The 19,816-nt window shown below is 31.5% G+C and carries 19 protein-coding genes and 1 other RNA gene; 2 read left to right on the top strand and 18 right to left on the bottom strand.

What is annotated here, in order from left to right; genetic code table 11:
- Positions 1-97: 97 nt before the first annotated feature.
- The 7 genes from KA873_RS05980 to KA873_RS06010 all read right to left on the bottom strand — a co-directional run bounded on the left by KA873_RS05980 (position 98) and on the right by KA873_RS06010 (position 4,991).
- Positions 98-733 (bottom strand): SDR family oxidoreductase, encoded by a 636-nt coding sequence (locus KA873_RS05980; RefSeq protein ID WP_107386296.1) that lies wholly within the window; start codon positions 731-733, stop codon positions 98-100.
- Between the two features lie 246 nt (positions 734-979).
- Positions 980-1,885, bottom strand: coding sequence for an EamA family transporter RarD (rarD, locus tag KA873_RS05985; protein ID WP_107385005.1), 906 nt, complete (start codon positions 1,883-1,885; stop codon positions 980-982).
- A 33-nt stretch (positions 1,886-1,918) separates the two neighbouring features.
- On the bottom strand, positions 1,919-3,052 hold the full coding sequence (locus KA873_RS05990; protein ID WP_107504883.1) for a THUMP domain-containing class I SAM-dependent RNA methyltransferase: 1,134 nt from the start codon (positions 3,050-3,052) through the stop codon (positions 1,919-1,921).
- A gap of 163 nt (positions 3,053-3,215) precedes the next feature.
- An RNA gene (gene rnpB, locus KA873_RS05995) (RNase P RNA component class B) lies at positions 3,216-3,589 on the bottom strand.
- A gap of 138 nt (positions 3,590-3,727) precedes the next feature.
- Positions 3,728-4,078: a cell division regulator GpsB gene (gene gpsB / locus KA873_RS06000; protein ID WP_107385007.1), complete on the bottom strand. Its 351-nt coding sequence runs from the start codon at positions 4,076-4,078 to the stop codon at positions 3,728-3,730.
- 11 nt (positions 4,079-4,089) lie between these two features.
- Positions 4,090-4,656 carry an SLOG family protein gene (locus tag KA873_RS06005; protein ID WP_107385008.1) on the bottom strand — a complete coding sequence of 189 codons (567 nt, stop codon included), beginning with the start codon at positions 4,654-4,656 and terminating at the stop codon, positions 4,090-4,092.
- Positions 4,653-4,991 (bottom strand): DUF1798 family protein, encoded by a 339-nt coding sequence (locus KA873_RS06010; RefSeq protein ID WP_107504882.1) that lies wholly within the window; start codon positions 4,989-4,991, stop codon positions 4,653-4,655. The genes KA873_RS06005 and KA873_RS06010 overlap by 4 nt, the downstream gene beginning before the upstream one ends.
- Positions 4,992-5,240: 249 nt before the next feature.
- Here KA873_RS06010 and recU point away from each other — a divergent pair, with 249 nt between their 5' ends.
- On the top strand, positions 5,241-5,867 hold the full coding sequence (recU, locus tag KA873_RS06015; RefSeq protein ID WP_107385077.1) for a Holliday junction resolvase RecU: 627 nt from the start codon (positions 5,241-5,243) through the stop codon (positions 5,865-5,867).
- A complete protein-coding gene (locus KA873_RS06020; RefSeq protein ID WP_107386301.1) occupies positions 5,864-8,074 on the top strand; it encodes a transglycosylase domain-containing protein in 2,211 nt (736 codons plus the stop codon). Before recU ends, KA873_RS06020 begins: the two co-directional genes overlap by 4 nt.
- Before the next feature lie 541 nt (positions 8,075-8,615).
- Here the strand turns inward: KA873_RS06020 and KA873_RS06025 are convergent.
- The 11 genes from KA873_RS06025 to KA873_RS06075 all read right to left on the bottom strand — a co-directional run bounded on the left by KA873_RS06025 (position 8,616) and on the right by KA873_RS06075 (position 19,815).
- A complete protein-coding gene (locus tag KA873_RS06025) occupies positions 8,616-8,948 on the bottom strand; it encodes a YpoC family protein (RefSeq protein ID WP_107385083.1) in 333 nt (110 codons plus the stop codon).
- A gap of 5 nt (positions 8,949-8,953) precedes the next feature.
- Positions 8,954-9,613 carry an endonuclease III gene (gene nth / locus KA873_RS06030; protein WP_107385079.1) on the bottom strand — a complete coding sequence of 220 codons (660 nt, stop codon included), beginning with the start codon at positions 9,611-9,613 and terminating at the stop codon, positions 8,954-8,956.
- Positions 9,603-10,277 (bottom strand): DnaD domain-containing protein, encoded by a 675-nt coding sequence (locus tag KA873_RS06035; RefSeq protein ID WP_150822043.1) that lies wholly within the window; start codon positions 10,275-10,277, stop codon positions 9,603-9,605. Before KA873_RS06035 ends, nth begins: the two co-directional genes overlap by 11 nt.
- A gap of 105 nt (positions 10,278-10,382) precedes the next feature.
- Entirely contained in the window at positions 10,383-11,675 is a 1,293-nt protein-coding gene (gene asnS / locus KA873_RS06040) for an asparagine--tRNA ligase (protein ID WP_107504881.1), read from the bottom strand.
- A gap of 94 nt (positions 11,676-11,769) precedes the next feature.
- Positions 11,770-14,469 (bottom strand): helicase C-terminal domain-containing protein, encoded by a 2,700-nt coding sequence (locus KA873_RS06045; protein WP_210140189.1) that lies wholly within the window; start codon positions 14,467-14,469, stop codon positions 11,770-11,772.
- Between the two features lie 24 nt (positions 14,470-14,493).
- The gene (locus KA873_RS06050) at positions 14,494-15,465 is read right to left on the bottom strand and encodes a biotin--[acetyl-CoA-carboxylase] ligase (protein WP_107386665.1); all 972 of its coding nucleotides are present in this window, start codon (positions 15,463-15,465) and stop codon (positions 14,494-14,496) included.
- Complete coding sequence (locus KA873_RS06055; protein WP_119517906.1) at positions 15,449-16,657, bottom strand: CCA tRNA nucleotidyltransferase; 1,209 nt, start codon at positions 16,655-16,657, stop codon at positions 15,449-15,451. The genes KA873_RS06050 and KA873_RS06055 overlap by 17 nt, the downstream gene beginning before the upstream one ends.
- Positions 16,650-17,798: an N-acetyl-alpha-D-glucosaminyl L-malate synthase BshA gene (gene bshA, locus KA873_RS06060; RefSeq protein WP_107384491.1), complete on the bottom strand. Its 1,149-nt coding sequence runs from the start codon at positions 17,796-17,798 to the stop codon at positions 16,650-16,652. Before bshA ends, KA873_RS06055 begins: the two co-directional genes overlap by 8 nt.
- Positions 17,799-17,830: 32 nt before the next feature.
- Positions 17,831-18,148: a nucleotide pyrophosphohydrolase gene (locus KA873_RS06065; RefSeq protein ID WP_019468926.1), complete on the bottom strand. Its 318-nt coding sequence runs from the start codon at positions 18,146-18,148 to the stop codon at positions 17,831-17,833.
- A gap of 331 nt (positions 18,149-18,479) precedes the next feature.
- Positions 18,480-19,175, bottom strand: a complete 696-nt coding sequence (locus KA873_RS06070) for a zinc metallopeptidase (RefSeq protein WP_046208235.1) — start codon at positions 19,173-19,175, stop codon at positions 18,480-18,482.
- A gap of 37 nt (positions 19,176-19,212) precedes the next feature.
- Positions 19,213-19,815, bottom strand: a complete 603-nt coding sequence (locus KA873_RS06075) for a DUF1405 domain-containing protein (protein ID WP_107504878.1) — start codon at positions 19,813-19,815, stop codon at positions 19,213-19,215.
- Position 19,816 lies beyond the last annotated feature (1 nt).

Genomic DNA, 19,816 nt, shown 5'->3' on the forward strand with positions numbered 1-19,816 from the left:
TACAAAGTTATTGATAGCGACTTAATTTAAAATTAAAAATACCACCTTAATTGGTGGCATTTGCAATCATTACAAAAATGTTGTTGTTTTTTAAATTTTATTTCCAGCTTGGTTTACTAAAATCAGTATTAGGTTTGCTAATACCAATGTTATCTTTTAAATAAAGTTCAGGATTTTTGGCAATTTGTACTGCAACAGCAGCAACACTTTTTCTGGAAACTTCTGTCCCCTTAAATGGTTCATCTTTATGAGTAATTTCATAATCAATTTCGTTAATATCTGATAACCAAGCAGGTCTTAAAATTGTATAATTGAGCTTTGAGCTTTCAATGGTGTCAGCTGCTTTTTTATAAATTGGTAAGTAATTATGGATTTGCTCATTTACCCATTCGCCAAATTCACCAGGTACCTCATTATAAATGCCAAGCGCAGCTACAAATATTAAACGATCAACTTTATTCTGTTCCATAGCTTTAACAATAGTACTTGCTTCTTTATCTAATTCACCTGAAAGACTAGCAAATACAATGTCTACATCTTCCATCGCACTATTAACATCTTCAAAGTTTGTAGCGTCTCCTTCACGAACACGAATGCGATCTGATGCATAATCAGGTAATCTATTCGCGTCTCTTAAAAACAATCTCAGCGTATATGAGGTATTTTCTAAAAAAGAATTAATAGCTGCTTTAGAAATTGCTCCGTTTGCCCCTAGTATTAATACTCTAGTCATATAATCACTCCATTATAATATATGGTTAAAAATATTAGTATATATAATAATTTTTTTGGATGCTTTTCTTTATATCTAATTTCACAATACTACAAATGCATGATTTATACTAATGATATATTTACGATATTGAATATAATAAAATGAGCTGTATGATATGTAAACATGTTTTGATTAATTTCAAGACAAAATAAAATCCCTAAAACAACTTTTATGAAGTTACCTTAGGGAAGTAATCAATACCATTTAGTGGATAGCAGGATTATTATTTTTTTTAATTTTTACATACTGTGAAATACTATATATTACAATGCCAACCCAAATAAAGATGAACGTGATAAATTGGTCGACACTAAATGGTTCTTTGAATAAGAAAATACCTAATACAAACATAATTGTAGGACCAATGTACTGTATGAATCCAGTAAGCGACAATGGAATTCTACGTGCACCAGCTGAGAAAAGTATCAGTGGAATTGCTGTTACAGCCCCTGAGAAAATCAACCAAAAAGATGAGGAGTTATAACCAAATGTTAAACTACCTTGTTGCCAAATGTACCATAGATATATAATGCCTGCTGGTGCAGTAACAATACATTCTATTGTAATACTACTAATTGCATCTATTGGCACGATTTTTTTAATTAAACCATAAATACCAAATGAACATGCTAATAGTAATGAAATACTTGGGAATACACCGACTCTTATAGTCATATACAAAACTCCGATGACTGCAAATCCAATAGCAATCCATTCTAATTTATTAAACCGTTCTTTGAGGAAAATTAACGCTAATAGAATGCTTACGAGTGGATTAATATAATAGCCTAAACTTGATTGTAATACGTGACCGTTCGTAACTGCCCATATAAAAGTGCCCCAATTAATTGTTATTACATAGCCAGCAGCTATGATAGCAATGAGTTGTATAGGAGTTGCAATGAGCTGTTGTAAATCGCGTTTGAATGGGGCTGTATTGTTAGTGATCACTACTACTATCAGCATAAATATCATTGAAAGTATAATTCTGAAAGCTAATATTTCAAATGCACCAATATCTTCTATTAGATCCCAATATATTGGTAAAATCCCCCATAAAATGTATGCACCAAAAGCAAAAAATATGCCTTTTTTAAACTCGTTATTCATTTGTCGCACCTCTTTCTGATTGATTCATGCAGTCTAATTTTTAGGTTTTTTATTCCCCCAATATTGATAATAAGTACACTCGATATAACCATTAAATAGCTTTCTTCTTTTTGTAGCTTTTTTATTAACTAAAAATTCAAATTCATTATTACTTGTTAAAATATAAGTTGATAAATAAGGGTGTTCCTGCATTAATTGACCGATATAACGATACATTTCTTCAACTTCTGCTCTATCACCAATACGTTCACCATATGGTGGATTGCCAATTAAAGCAATTGGTGCTTCTGACTCTAATGATAAGGTGTTAACATCTTGAACTTTAAAGTTAATAATGTCTGATAAGCCGACTTCTTCAGCATTTCTACGCGCTATTTCTATCATTTCTGGGTCAATATCTGATGCGTAGATCTCTAAAGGTCTATCGTAATGAGCTTGTTGATCAGCTTCATCTCTCAATTCATCGTATAGTCCATCAGGCATAATATCCCATGTTTCTGAAACGAAATCTCGATTAAAACCAGGTGCAATATTTTGAGCTATTAAACATGCTTCAATAGCAATCGTGCCAGAACCACAAAATGGATCTATCAATGGTGTATCACCTGTCCAATTTGCTAATTTAATCAAACTAGCAGCAAGCGTTTCTTTTATAGGCGCTTCACCTTGGGCAAGCCTATAACCACGTTTATTTAGCCCTGATCCAGAAGTATCTATTGTCAATAGTGCTTTATCCTTTAATAGAGCTACTTCAACTGGATATTTAGCACCTGATTCATCTAGCCACCCTTTTTCTTGATAAGCAGTTTTTAATCGTTCAACAATTGCTTTTTTAACGATTGCTTGGCAATCTGGCACACTAAATAAAGTAGATTTCACACTTCGACCTTGTACAGGAAAGTTTCCTTCTTTTTCAATAATCGATTCCCATGGGAGTTCTTTTGTTTTTTCAAATAATTCATCAAATGTTTTTGCATTAAATTGACCAACAACAATTTTTATTCTATCGGCAGTTCTTAGCCATAAATTGCATTTAACTATTGCTGTTTCATCGCCTTCGAAAAAGATTTTGCCGTTTTCTACTGTTGTTGCATAACCAAGATCTTGGATTTCCTTAGAAACAACTGCTTCTAACCCCATTGGGCATACAGCTAATAATTGATACATTGTTTTGCTCCTTTTTTTAAATTGATTTAATTTAATTTTATCAAAAGTTATTTTAAATAGATATGACTTAACTTCTGTTTAGGTTCATATTAAAATTTTATGTGAATTTTAAACATTAAAAAAGCTCTCCTAAGTGGGAGAGCTTGGGGTCTAGTAATGATGTTTCTATAAGCCATGTTTTGTACCTTTGTACTGCCAACGTGTACTAGTTACACTCGTACGCTGGTGGTAACCATCTGTCTATATACTTTAAAAGTATACCTTATTTATACGTTGAATTCCGTTAAATAAGTGCTCCTACCTAATTTGGATTGCTCACTCGAGGGGTTTACCGCGTTCCACCTTTTATATTTCTATAAAAGCTACGTCACTGTGGCACTTTCAAACTATTTTAACCTTATCTAAAGACTTAGGTTATTTCGTTGCCGTCAATTTAATGCCTTGACTTATTGTTTCATCAAGCACGAACACTACAATCATCTCAGATTGTGTGAGCATGGACTTTCCTCTATATCGCTATAGCGATTACCCAAAACACCATCTTTAAGAGTATATCACTTTTCAAAGACTAGAACAAATAAAAATAAGATAAGTTTTGGGGAAAACCAAAACTTATCTTTATGTACGCAATAACTACTACGTATACATAGTCATTTGTTGTGATAGTTAGTTATATTATTTACCGAACACTGCTTTTTCTAGGTTTGAAATTCTTTTTAGAATATCGACGTTGTTATTATTAGTAGTATTGCTTGTAGCATTACCGTTTTTTGAAAAGTTTTTATTCTCTTGTGGTCTTGAAGTAGCCACTCGTAATCTCAATTCTTCTAGTTCTTTTTTTAATTTGTTATTTTCTTCGGAAAGTTTAACAACTTCATTATCTAAATCTGCCATCTTTTGATAATCTGCTATGATGTCGTCTAAGAAAGCATCTACTTCTTCCCTTCTATAACCACGTGTCATAGTTTTTTCAAAATCTTTTTCATAAATATCTTTAGCTGATAGTTTTAATGAAACATCTGACATATTTTTCCACCTCATTCGAAACTTTGTTCTTGAGACCACTGCAAATCGTTGATAAATTCCGTTAATTCATCGAACGAAACAATGTCACAAGTATAATTTGTTTTTTCCATAAAATCAACTAACATTTGTTTAAAGTATTTTGGACTAGCTTCTTGTTCTTCGTCATATATCAGTAATGATTGATCAGTATGGTCGAGCATAAATTGATCTGTCTGTTTAAATTGATGTGGCCCTACATATGATGTATGAAATACGCTATCTACAAAATCAGCATGTTGTACAATGTGATTATATTTTGCTTGATTTTGTTCATTCCATCTTTCAGTATGACCATAAAATGGTGTGACCACACCGAGTTTAAGATCAGGATATGTCTCTTTTAAATCAATTACTACTTCAGCTGTCCATAATTCTATACCCATCTGTCCTTGTATTAATACCCATTCAAGCCCTTCTTCAATCAATGATTTTAATTTATGTGCTATAAATTTTTTCAAATAAGAAACTTCAGGTGCATCATCTTTAAAGATATTAAGTTCAAATGACTTATAACCAGTCACATAAATTGTCCTTATCATAATGTAACATCACTTCTTTGTATATAACTTAAATCGTATTGTACTGCCTTAACTTTTTCTGTGAATAATTTACGGCTAGTCCTTTTAAAATGACATTCAACTGACAATGATTCAATATTTGAAATAAGTAAATCAAATTTTTTCTTATTCATATAGGATAGTTGTAGTATTTTAGGCTCGAATGTGCTAAGTGTTTCTAACAGGTTATCTATGTAACTAGTAAATGGAACAACATCTTTGTAAAAATCATAGTCTATATCTTTCGATTTAACTGATTCATATCTATCTTGCATCAATTGCACATCATTTAATAGTTGGGTAATTAATTGTTGCATGAAGTTTCCTCCTACACATTAAATTTACCACAAATAAATTTGATAGTCATTTGTGAACAATCATCTAACATTTATGTCATATTCCGGGCATATTTATAGGGAAATATTGTTTAATTGAGAAAAGCACGTTAAAATAAATATTGATGTATGTACAGATACATTGCATTATATTTCATAGTTTGGAAAAAAAGATTATTTTCATGTATAATGAAAAAAGTTTTTGAAACCAAATTAAAGTGGTGAAAAACAATGAATTATCCAAATGGGAAACCATTTTACGGAAATAAGTCTCAAGTCGGACGAACTTATAAGGATGAAAAGAGTAAAATAAACTATGGTGGCAGAGGCATGTCACTTGAGAGTGATATTGAATTATCTAATACGCACTATTTGAAACTTGGGCAAGCTGTTATACATAAAAAGCCCACCCCCGTTCAAATAGTTAATGTTCATTATCCTATGAGAAGTAAGGCGGTAATTAATGAGGCTTATTTCCGAACGCCTTCGACTACTGATTACAATGGTATTTACAAAGCGCACTATTTAGATTTTGAAGCGAAAGAAACTAAAAATAAAACTTCTTTTCCATTGAATAACATGCATGAACACCAAGTGGTGCATATGGATGCTTGCTATGACCAGGGAGGAATTGTTTTTTTATTAATTCGCTTTAAATTATTAGATGAAGTTTATTTGTTGCCTTATCGCAAGTTTAAATATTATTGGCATCGGTACAAAAAAGAAATTAAAAAGTCGATTACGGTTGAAGAAATTAGAAAAAATGGTTACTATATTCCTTATCAGTATCAACCAAGATTGAATTACCTCAAAGCAGTTGATAAGTTGATATTAGATGAAAGTGAGGACCGCGTATGACGGAGAAAAAAAGGACTTCCGATTCAAATAAGAATGATAAGTCCGGAGAAAAAAAGAATAGGAATATAAAAAGAACGATTATTAAGATAATCGGGTTTCTCATCATAGCCTTCATTGTTCTAGCATTAATTGGTATTTTATTATTTGCATACTATGCTTGGAAAGCACCTGCATTTACAGAATCAAAATTACAAGATCCAATTCCTGCTAAAATATATGATAAAGATGGCGATTTGATTAAAACGATTGATAATGGGCAAAGACGTGAACATGTTGATTTAGATGAAGTACCTAAAAGCATGAAATCAGCTGTCTTGGCAACAGAAGATAATCGTTTCTATGACCATGGTGCACTTGACTATAAACGTTTGTTTGGTGCAGTGGCTAAAAACTTTACGGGTGGATTTGGTTCGCAAGGTGCATCAACATTAACTCAACAAGTAGTTAAGCGTTCGTTCTTAACGGATCAAAAATCAATAGCACGTAAAGCACAAGAAGCTTATTTATCATATAGACTCGAACAAGAATATAGTAAAGACGAAATTTTTGAGATGTATTTAAATAAAATTTACTATTCTGACAGTGTTTATGGTGTGAAAGCTGCAGCTAAATATTACTTCGATAAAGATTTGAAAGATTTAAATTTAGCTGAATCGGCATATCTTGCTGGTTTACCGCAAGTTCCAAATACTTATAATATTTATGATCATCCAAAAGAAGCAGAATCACGTAAAGATACTGTTTTATACTTAATGGAATATCATAATCGTATTACTAAGAAACAAAAAGAAGAAGCACAAAATACATCATTAGAAGATAACTTAGTAAAACGTGATTCAGAAGATCGCCAAGTGAGTGATAAAAGTTCAAATCCTGAATATGATTCTTACGTTAACTTCGTAAAATCTGAATTAATGAATAATAAAGCATTCAAAGGCAAAGATTTAGGTGAAGTTCTTAATAGTGGTGTTAAAATCTACACAAATATGGACAAAGATGTCCAACAAACACTGCAAGATCGTGTAGATAATGGTGGCTACTATAAAAATGAAGACCAACAAGTTGGTGCTTCTATTGTAGACAGTGAATCTGGTGGTTTAGTTGCAATATCTGGCGGTAGAAATTATAAAGATATTGTTGATAGAAACTTAGCTACAGATGCTCACCCTACTGGTTCATCATTAAAACCATTCTTAGCGTATGGCCCTGCCATTGAAAATATGAATTGGGCTACGAATCACGCAATTCAGGATGAAGAAGCATATCAAGTTGATGGTGTCACATTTAGAAACTATGATACTAAAGGTCATGGTGAAGTTAAATTGTATGATGCTTTACGTCAAAGTTTCAATATACCAGCATTAAAAGCTTGGCAATCTTCAAAAGAGAACGCTGGAAATGACGCACCAAAAGATTTTGCTAATAAAGTTGGTTTAGAATATGAAGGAGATGTAGGACCTTCTGAAGTATTAGGTGGTTCATCATCAGAATTCTCACCTACACAATTAGCATCTGCATTTGCATCTATTGCAAATGGTGGCGAATATAATAATGCACATTCTATTAAAAAAGTAGAAAAAGAAGATGGAGAAACAATTAATTACGATCATACAAGTAAGAAAGCAATGAAAGATTCCACTTCTTATATGTTAGCAGAAGTACTTAAAGGTACATTTGAAGCATATGGTTCTGCATATGGCCACGGTATATCTGGTGTAAACGTTGCAGCAAAAACTGGTACAGGTACTTATGGTGACCAAACTTACCAACAATACGGCTTGCCTGATGATGCTGCAAAAGATGTATGGATGAATGGCTTCACGCCAAAATACAGCATGTCTGTGTGGATGGGCTTCAAAGAAGTTAAACAAGGCGGCGTAAATTCATTTGTTGGACATGACGAACAAGAGTATCCTCAGTATCTATTCGAGGATGTAATGAGCAATATCTCACCAAGAGATGGCAAAGACTTTAGTAAACCTGATTCAGTAAATGGTGATAGTAAAGATAGCCTATCTGTTGAAGGACATCCTGATGACAACACAACAAGTAATAAGCCTCGAGGACAAGGTGGTAGCAGTAGTAGTAATAGCGATGACAGTGATAATAATAGCAACAGCAATAGCAATAGTTCTTCATCAGCTTCATCAGCTAGCTCAAACAGTAGTAATACAAGTAATTCTAATGGCTTATCAAGAGCGCAATAATTATTAGTTGAAGTTTTTGAGTATCTATTACAAAGCTCAAAAAGTGCTTAGTTATCATCATTATTTATGAACACATAAACGCCAATTTCTATTGAAATTAAATAGAAATTGGCGTTTTCTTTATTTTATAGAGATTTTGTTACTTATTGACATCTTATGGAATTGTATGAATAAGAAACTAAATATCAAGTGTAAATTTGATAAGCTTAGAACACCAAAAACTTTGGAAATTAAATAAAAAGAAATGAGACAGAAATCTAATTATATTAAAATGGTTTCGTTGTCCACTTCGGCAAGGATGACCATAATTGAAAAAAATAAAAGAGGATTATCTGAACTGTAGCTCATGCATAAGTCCCACTAACTCAATAAATTGAGAAGTGGGACTTATTAATTTCAGCTCTACTATCTATTGACCATATGAATAAGTCTGGACGAATCAATGATGTTTCAAGACGCATTTTGTTTAAAATATTGCTATATGATTGTAATGACATCACAAAATTGATTTGTAACTCAATTTCAACGCTAAATATTTGTGTTAATGGCCTTTATTTTTGTTACGTATTTGGTATGATGCATTCATTTTAATTAATTCCGATTTAAGTGTCTTCATTTGACTATAACCCATAAAATGATATTTACGCGCAATCATATAATGATAACGTTCTTTAAAATTCATTGGTACAACTGGATAATCGGTTAATCGCTCAAAGTCAATCGTATGAATGTGATTGATTTGTTTAAAAAAAGTTTCAATCATATCAAAATATTCATCAATTAATACCTTAGCTTCTTCAGAATTTAATTTTTTTTGTTTCGAGAATAAATCTATTTGTTCTTCTAATCTTATAAAATCTTCTTTTGAAATCAATTGTGTCACACTTCTTTCAAACTGGCTTTATATCTTTTTTGCCCTTCTCTACATTCATTAAATAAGGGGCAAATATCACATTTAGGGCTACGTGCTAAACAGTGATAGCGTCCGAAGAAAATAAGTTGATGATGCGTTTTATTCCAACGTTCTCTAGGTACTACTTTGCATAATTTATCTTCAACTTGTCTAACATTATCTTTCCACCTACAAATACCTAAACGTTTAGCTACACGTTCTACATGAGTATCTACTGCAAGCGAAGGTTCATTAAAAGCAACACTCATCACTACATTTGCTGTTTTACGCCCCACTCCAGCTAGACTTTCAAGCTCTGCATGTGTTTGAGGAATGACGCCATCAAATTTATTTAGTAATGATGCACATAATTTTTGGATATTTTTAGCTTTATTTCTATATAAGCCAATAGTACGAAGATCATTTTCTAATTCTGAGATATCTACATTTAGATAATCTTCAGGTGTTTTATATTTTTTAAAAAGATTTTTAGTGAGTTTATTAACAGAAATATCTGTAGTTTGTGCTGATAATAACACTGCAATTGTTAGTTCAAATGGATTATCATGTACAAGTTCGCATTCAGCGTTTGGGAACATATTAGCAATGACGTCAATCATTTCTAAAGATTTTTTATTACTTATCATCTTGATTCTCCTCATTTAGCCAATCAAATTTAGGCACTTTTTTTACTGTGTGTTTCATTTTAGGTTGGTTAAACTGTCGGCTTATTTTTTTGGAATCTTCAATGGTTTTCACATTATTTTTTTTCCAATTTAATAGAATTCTATCAATATATTTAAAACTCATTTTGTTTTGGCTTTCTGCCTCATCTAAAGCTGCTTGAATCACACTTAAGTCGTGTTTATCTACATCTAACCATTGGTTTAATGTCTCAATTTCATATGGTGATAACGGTCTACCAAAAGCTTGTTCAATTTGTTGAAAAAGCTTGTTGAATTCAAGTTCAGTTTGTTTTTGATCATTATTATCATTAACGTGTTGCATAATATCATTTAGTTTATAATAAAACGGATCGAGATTCATATATTCAGTGAATTTGCCTTCTTCATCTTTATTAACGTTTAATTCTAATAAATCACGTTGAATAAGATTTTGTATAATGGCAGTAATTTCCCTGGAATCTAGTGAAGTTCCTTTTTGTAAAGATTCAATAGATGGTTGTTTATTGGTCATTTCCGATGCATGAATCAATTTTATCAAAATAACTAATTCACGTTCATTGATACCTAATTCATTATAGTGTTCTAGTAATTCTTTGTGAATTACAACTGGTCTAGTCTTTAGCATATCTATATTCAAATACATCCCTCCTTATCTTGTATAAATATTATAAAAAAGTCCAGCCATAAAATAGACTGGACGTAGCTTCGGTAGTTACTTGTATTGATAAGATTATGGATATAGACGATTTAATAAACGAGGGAATGGTGCAGTTTCACGAACATGTTCTACACCTGATAACCATGCAACTGTTCTTTCAAGTCCTAATCCGAACCCACTATGAGGTACACTGCCATAACGGCGTAAATCTAAATAGTAACTATAACTTTCAGCATCTAATTCAAATTCATTGATACGTTGTTCTAATAATGCAAGGTCATTAATACGTTCAGAACCACCAATTATTTCACCATATCCTTCAGGTGCAATTAAATCTGCACACAACACAGTATCCTCATTATCAGGATTTGGTTGCATATAGAATGGTTTGATTTTTGTTGGATAATTTGTAATAAATACAGGTAAATCATAATGATTTGCAATTGCAGTTTCATGGGGTGCACCAAAGTCTTCTCCCCATTCAATGTCATCAAAACCTTGTTCTTTCAAGAATTCAACTGCATCATCATATGTGATACGTGGGAAAGGAGTTGCAACTTTTTCAAGCTTTTCAGTATCACGTTCTAAAATATTTAATTCTAATTTGCAATTTTCTAGTACTGATTTAACAATATGAGTTACATATTGCTCTTGAATTTCTAAACTTTCGTTATGATCGCAAAATGCTTTTTCAGCTTCTATCATCCAAAATTCAATTAAATGACGGCGTGTTTTAGATTTTTCTGCACGGAATGTCGGTCCAAATGAAAATACTTTACCGTGAGCCATTGCAGCTGCTTCTAAATAGAGTTGACCACTTTGAGATAAAAAGGCATCTTGATCAAAATATTTAGTATGGAATAGTTCACTTGTGCCTTCTGGTGCACTAGCTGTTAAAATAGGTGGATCTATTTTAGTAAACCCAGTATTATTAAAGAATTCATAAGTTGCACGAATAATTTCGTTTCTTATTTTCATAACTGCATGTTGTTTTTTTGAACGTAACCAAAGGTGACGGTGATCCATTAAGAACTCAGTACCATGGTTTTTTGGTGTGATTGGGTAATCATGTGCTTCTGCGATGATTTCAATAGATTTTACTTGCATTTCATAACCTAAGTCAGAACGATTATCTTCTGAGATAACGCCAGTAATATATAATGAAGTTTCTTGTGTAATATCCTTAGCTAATTGAAAAGTCTCTTCATCTACATCAGCTTTTACTACGACACCTTGCATAAAACCAGTACCATCTCTTAACTGCAAGAATGCAATTTTACCACTTGAACGTTTATTCGTTAACCAAGCACCTATCGTTACTTCTTGGTTAATGTAATGTTTTGCTTCTTTTATCGTTGTTTTCATAACCAAACTCCTAATATTTTTGTAGTCTTCTTTTATTAATCCTTATACATTTTAACAAAATCAAGATACAAGTTCTAGTTGCGCGTGTTAACTTTTAATGATGTATTGTCTCTTTTTTTATTTTTTTAAGTAAGCTTGAAAATTGTTTTATATCACCTTTTTTTTGGCGATAACTTTCTAGTGATTGTTCAAAGAATTGTTTGTAATTACTTTTAATTAAACGATCATCAAAGGATACAATTATGCCTTTATCTTGTTCATTTCGAATAAGTCTACCTAACCCCTGTCTGAAACGCGTAACAGCATCTGGTAATACAAAATCTTTGAATGTGGAAGTGAATTCAGATTCCATTAGCCAATATTTAGTATTATTATGATTCATGAATGGTAGTTTTGTGATCATCACGCATTTGATACCATTTGATTGAAAATCAAACCCTTCAAAAAATGTTCCAGTCCCTAATAATATGGCTTTAGAAAAACTGTTGAATTGCTGAACGATTTTATAGTTTTGGTTTTGTTGTTGCGTGAGTATTACATAATCTTCAAATTCAGGTAATTCATTCAAGAGTTCTTGTACCATATGCATCATCTTATAACTAGTGAAAAGAATTAAACATTTTGATTCAACGACTGTTGTATATTCTATAACATAATTGACAATAGAGCTCACATAATCATCAATATTTTTATAATTATATGAAGCAATATCATTTGGTATAAATACTGTTGTCTGATTTGAAGATACTGCAGTAGTATCAAGTTCATAAGTATTAAAAACGATGTCCTTATTAAACCACTGCTTGAAATTTTCAAATGAATGATTAAAGGTTAAAGTACCTGAAATGAATGTTAGCGCATTAAATTTATCTAACACTTGTTTTGTTAGTATTTCTTTTACATCATAATCTTTGACATTTAATTTTATTGTGGATTTTTGATTAATATTTTTAATAGACAAATAACTAATATGATTATTTTTCAAACTAGTTTCAATTGCCCTAAATTGATCATTGATATAAAGTAATTGTTTTCTTACTGTTTTAATCGTTTTATGGCTCATGCCATTAAAGAATTCTAAAGTCATGTTTAATTTATGAATAACGGCATGCAAATCATTCAAAATCGGCGTTACATCGAAATGATATACAAAATGAACTTTATGCACTTCATCATCATGTATTTCTGATTGTTGGATGCTATTAAACATAGTACTAAACAATTGTTCATTTAAATCATGTATTTCATTGATATTTGTTTTAAGGCCAAAAACATCGATTGGTGGTATATCTAACTTTTCAAGTATACGTTGTTGTTCTAAATAGTCGATTGCTGCAAGCAATTTTTCGTTTTCAGTTTTACCGATCAGTCCTAATTGATACTTAACATCAGAATAACTTAACTCATTCGTAACTTGATTTAAAGCATAGTCAGGTAATCTATGTGCTTCGTCAATAATACAATCATCAAATAATTGATAGATTGTATTATCATGTGAAGCATGAATTAAATGTGCATGATTAGTAATACCGATTTGAATATTTTTTGCGTTGCGTTTAATAAAGTTAAAATAATTAATGTCATTACGCACTGGAACATAAGTTTCTAACTTTTGTTCGTAATACATTTTCTGTCCGCCTTTTAAATCTAACTCCTGAATATCTCCAGTATGCGTTTCTGTAATCCAAATTAATAACTGCATTTTTAAAATGCTTACTTCGTAATTATTAGATTCATCTTTCAAAATTTGACTGATTAATCCTAAAGAAATATAGTCTCTTTTACTTTTGATTAATGAAGCATTTATTTTAAAATTTAAAGCTGATTTTAGAGCAGGTATGTCTTTTTCCAACAATTGGCTTTGTAATAATTTTGTATTCGTAGAAATCATTACATGTTTCCCTGTTTGAATATTATACATTAATGATGCTAATAAATAAGAAAATGATTTGCCACTTCCTAACGGTGCTTCAATCATGGCTTTTTCACTATGCATCAATTGTTCTAATATAATTTCAGCTAAATATAATTGTTGTGGTCTATATGTTAAATTTAATTTTTCAGTAATATCTGTATATAGATCTTTTAAGGTTCCATCAAAATTTGCAGTAGGTGCTTTAAAATCTTTTTGTTTTTTATAAATAATCTGTTCAAACTGATCGAAATCTTCATTTAGAGGTTCATGATCATGGTTTCGAGCCATTTCAAAAAGAATATCATGTAAATCATACTTTAAATTTTTACTTAAATAATATAGTTGCTTTAAAGTGTCTAAATGGAGCGCTTCAAATTTATTAAAAGCAAGTATCATGAGTTGTGCCGTCGTTGCAGCATCTTCATCAGCACGGTGAGCATTATTTAATATGATTCCATGCGATTCTGCTAATTCACTTAATTGGTAACTTTTATCTGTTGGGAAAGCTACTTTAAACAGCTCTAATGTATCTAATACCTTTTTGGGCTTATATTTGATATTGCAATTTTTAAACGATTTTTTTATAAAATTTAAGTCAAAGGTCACGTTATGTGCTACAAAGATGCAACCTTCTAGTTGCTTATAGATATCGTCAGCAATTTCATGAAAATATGGTGATTGATTTAGCATTTCTTCTTCAATTGAGGTTAATGCTTGAATAAAAGGAGGAATTTCTAAATCTGTTTTCACCATAGAGTGATAGGTGCCAATTATTTTATTATCACGAACGAAAGTAATGCCAATTTGAATAATTTCATCATAATCTAATTGATTACCCGTCGTTTCTAAATCAACAACAGCGTAACAAGGTTGTGTCATTTTCATTCCTCCTTTTCTTATAATTTAAAGTTCTATATCTGCACTCATAAGTTTGTGTTGTATCTGTTGGTCATCAATGACGATTAAATAGCCATCCTCATCAATATCTACAGCTTCACCTTGAAATTGTTGCGCATTTTCAGTGAATTTTAGGGATCTATTCCAAATATTTGAAGCTTCAATATATTCGTTTCGTATAGTAGAAAATGGCTGGTTTAAAAATTGGTGATAACGTCTTTCAATATGATTTATCAATTGCTCTAAAAAATGATAACGATGTATTTTTTGGTTAGCATGTATTCTCAAGCTCGTAGCTTTTAATTGTAACTCACCTTGAAAGTCTTCGGCTAAGTGATTCATGTTTATGCCAATACCACATATAACCGCTTCTATACCATCACTATTAGCCACCATTTCAGTCAAAAAGCCGCAAGCTTTTTTTCCATCAATATAAATATCATTTGGCCATTTTATAGTTACGCTTTCATTACTAAATTGTTGCATTGTATCTCTGATACCCAATGCCATAAACAAATTAAATTTCGTTATCATTTCAAATGGAACTTTTGGTCGTAGCACAATAGACATCCACAACCCTTTGCCACGTGAAGAATCCCAAGGTCTATTGAAACGGCCTTTTCCTTTCGTTTGTTCATCACTTAAAATTAAAAAAGTATCTGTGTTGCCAACTAATTTCTGCTTAGCGAGTAACTGTGTGGAATCTATTTGTGCTATTACCTCAACATGATCAAACATTTTTTGCTCATCGATTAAAGGTTCTACAATCCCACTATACCATTTATCAGGTAGTTCAATTAAGCGATGTCCTTTATGGTTAATTGATTCAATTTCGCATCCTTCTTGCTTTAGTTGATCGATGACTTTTTTGACTGCTGTTCGAGAAATTGCAAGATGTTCAGCGATAAATTGACCAGAAATATATTCATCTTGATTTGTATATAAGATTTGAATAACATCTTTACTGTATTTCGACATGTGAATTCACCCACCTAATGAGTTCTGATTTAATATTTTGAACATCTCCATCGATAATCGCAATCTCAATATCTCTCAATATTGTTTTTAGCCAAGGACCGCTTTGTTTATTGACTACTTCAAGGATATCTTTACCATTAATATCAATATCTTTTCTCGATTGAATTGGTAGTTGTTTGGATACTTCTTTTACAGACTGTGTATTTATAATGAGTGGTGAAAAAGATGGTAAATGGTTTTTTATGTGTAAATCCATATAATTTAATATGGATTGTATATCTTGCTCACCATAATCATAAATAAGTATTTTAAAGTCTGATTTTGATTTAATATTGGGTAATTGATTGAGTAGCTTTTCTAACTTGCTTATATATTTTTTGTCATTATTACTGATTTTCAAATCATTAAGATTGCCATTTATTGAAGGTTGCTGTACTTTCAATAATGCTACTAATAAAGTGAACGGAATGGCTTCATCCAAAATAAAATTATTTAGATTATAATGTTTAAAAAAAGGAATGTAATTAAATGCATTCAAACGCTGTAAGTTTTCAAAACTATTGGCTACATATTTACCAGAAGTAAGTTTCTTTAACTCAACCACTATACGTTCAATTGATAAATGTTCAATATCATTGATGTGTGATTGCATACCGTAAAAAGTTTCATTTTCTAGTGAGAATCCTAATTGTGATTGAAAACGTAACCCTCGGATGATTCTTAATGCATCCTCATTAAAACGTTCTTGTGCATTTCCTACAGTTCTGATTATGCGATTTTTTATATCTTGTTGCCCATTAAAATAGTCATGAATATGAAAATCAGCGTCCATGGCTATTGCATTCATTGTAAAATCACGTCTTTTAACATCCTCATATAATTCACGCACAAAAAATACTTCGTTAGGTCTACGATGATCATCATAATCACCTTCTGCACGAAAAGTCGTTACTTCATAATGTTCCCCGTTATAAACAACATTGATTGTACCATGTTCTCTACCTATAGGAATTGTCTTTTCAAAAATAGCTTCTACTTCATCAGGTGTCGCACTCGTAGTAATATCGATATCGTGTATTGTTTTATGCATTAGATAATCTCTGACAGATCCCCCAACAAAATATGCTTGGTGCTGGTTAGTTTGTAAAGTTTTTAATATAGGTTTTGCTTGTTCGAATAATGTTTTAGTCATGATTACCCTCTAACATTTTTTTATAATAATATTCATATTGATCAGCAATTAAATCTGAAGAAAAACGTTCAGCAACGTCATTCAACATTTGCTGCTGCATTTTTTTATAAAGCTGATTATCTGTCAACAATTGTAAGGCATACGTACTAGCTTTCTCACTATCTCCAACATCTACAAGAAAACCTGTTTCATTATGTTTAATTACTTCCTTGATACCTCCAGCAGTTGAGCCAACTGGAAGTACACCTGATTTCATTGCTTCTAGTAATGTGAGACCAAAGCTTTCCTTTTCACTTAATAATAATACTATATCTGATATTTGATAAAATTCACTTACCCAATTTTGTTTACCTAAAAATAGTACGGAATCTTCAATATTTAATTCACGTGCTTTTGTTTTCATATCCATTAATTGAGGACCATCACCTAATAAAATAAGTTTTGATGGCAATTGTTGGTGTATCTTTGCGAAAGTTTCAATGACTGTATCAATACGTTTAACGGCTCTAAAATTAGAAACGTGAATAACCACTTTTTCTTCAGGTTTTATCCCGTAACAAGCCTTTAATTTGATATCGGATTCAGTCGGCGTTGAATGTTTTGTAGGAAATTCATTTTCTCTAACGAAATTATATATTGGAATAATAGCTTTATCAGTTTCAATAATATCAGTTGTTTGTTCGGCTAGTGATTTACTAACGCTTGTTACTACATCACTACCTTCTATACCAAATTTAATCGCATTTTTTAATGAATGGTCATATCCCAATACAGTAATATCAGTGCCATGTAAAGTGGTCATTATTTTAATATCTTTACCTGACATGTGTTTTGCTAGGATGCCACAAACAGCATGTGGTACCGCATAATGCATATGTAATAGATCTAAGTCATACTCATTGATTACTTCAGCGATCTTTGTACTTAAGGTGATATCATAAGGTGCATATTGGAATACAGCATATTGATTCACTTCAACTTGATGAAATGTAATATTTGGTAATGGTTTTCTAATCCTAAAGGGGATATTTGATGTTATAAAATGGATATCATGTCCTCTTTCTGCTAACTTGATACCCAATTCAGTAGCGATAATACCAGAACCACCCATAGACGGGTAACATGTAATTCCTATTTTCATAGGTGGCACATCCTTTCTTAAACAATGTCAATCTATTTTCTTTCAAAACGATTTTTATCACGTGTATTAAATTTATCCATCGTTTCGTTAAAGCTTTCCGTCATGTCTATATCTAAAGAATTAGCAATACATAGTAACACAAATAAATTATCTCCAAGTTCTGCTTTTACTGTGTTTGCTGCTTCACTATCTTTTTTCTTTTTTTCACCATAAAAGTGGTTAATTTCTCTTGATAATTCTCCCACTTCTTCTGATAATCTTGCGAGATTTGCTAGAGGTGAAAAGTAGCCTGTTTTAAATTGATTTATATAGTCATCTACTTCGATTTGCATATCTTTCATTGATTTCATGATAAACGCCTCTCATTCTTACAGTTTCTTTTATAGTATAGACTAATTCTATGATTCATGCATTATTCCTGCAACCTTTATACGCTATTCAATGTTAAGTAAGCATTGAATATAATGATAATATAAAACACATAAAGCACAGTAATAATGAATCTTACGAAAAATGAGCATGATAAATATTTATATTGAAGGATAATTATTGCAAGCATAAAAAAGAGGCTGGACAAATTTATTGTCTCAACCTCTTATGCTAATATTGTCATTCTTGCCATTTTAAGACGAAGAAATCATTTGAAACCAATTAGACTTCTGTCACATGTGTATGACCAAATTATTCACTTGATCTAGCGATTAAAATGAAACGTGCAAGTTCTGCTAATGCTACAGCAGTTGATGCAACGTAAGTCATTGCAGCAGCAGATAATACTTTTTTCGCATGTCGATATTCTTTTTCATTAACAATATCTAAACTTTTGATTTGTTTCATTGCTCTACTGCTGGCATCAAATTCGACTGGTAAGGTAACAATTGAGAAAAGTACTGCAAATGACATTAATGCAATGCCAATCCAAAGTGCAGTTGAACCCAATGTACTCTGTAAACTAGTTAAAACAATACCAGCAAAAACTGCCATGTAACCTAAAGAACTACCAATATTTGCTAAAGGTACTAATGATGTTCTAAACCTTAAGAAGAAGTAACCCTGAGCATGCTGGATAGCATGACCTACTTCATGGGCAGCTATTGCTGTTCCAGCTACAGAAGGTCTATTGAAGTTCGCTGGAGATAAGACAAGTACTTTTTTACTAGGATCGTAGTGATCTGTTAGAAATCCTTTACCTTCGACAACGTCTACATCATAAATTCCATTTGAATGGAGTATTTCAAGCGCTACTTCACGCCCTGTTTTTCCACTAGTTGATCTTACTTGAGAATACTTTTCATAGTTAGATTTAACCTTGTGTTGTGCCCATAGAGGCAGAACCATTAAGATAACAAAGTATATAATCATATAAATAAAAGACAAAAATCCTCACTCCTTTATAAACATTTTACTGTGGACGTTAATAATGGTCAAATATTTTATCTTTTTTAAATAGAGTTAAACTTAAATATAAAACTAAAGGTATGACACTTAACCAAAATGCTAAGTATGCAATTGCCCCAATGTGACTTTCAATAAAATCATAAAAAGGATATTGCATGAATACATAATCGATAATGTCATTGTGGAACACCCATATCATCGCTACGAAAAACGAAAACATAGTCACTTTAAATCTTGGATAAAATATAAAAGCTTCAATGGCCATAATGCCGTGGGAAAGTATCAGCATACAACCTATAACTGTAATCATATCGTATTGGATAAATAAAATAATATTCATAATTACAGCCCATACACCATATTTGATTAATGTGACAAAAGCAAGTGCTTCAATGATTGGTATGTTCTGGTTAACAATTAACCCTAGTATAGCAATACATAAAAATAATGATGCAGTCGGACTATCAGGTACAAAAGGTATAAAATACCATGGTGTAATACTCATTTGTGAACCATACCAAATATACCCATAAATCGTTCCTAATAAATTACATATTAATAAGAAATAGAGCATCCCTTTATTATAAATGATAAGTTGCCAAAGCGAATAAATGTTCATA

The sequence above is a fragment of the Staphylococcus sp. GDY8P45P genome, assembly GCF_017892745.1.
In the GTDB taxonomy this organism is placed as follows: Bacteria; Bacillota; Bacilli; order Staphylococcales; family Staphylococcaceae; genus Staphylococcus; species Staphylococcus cohnii.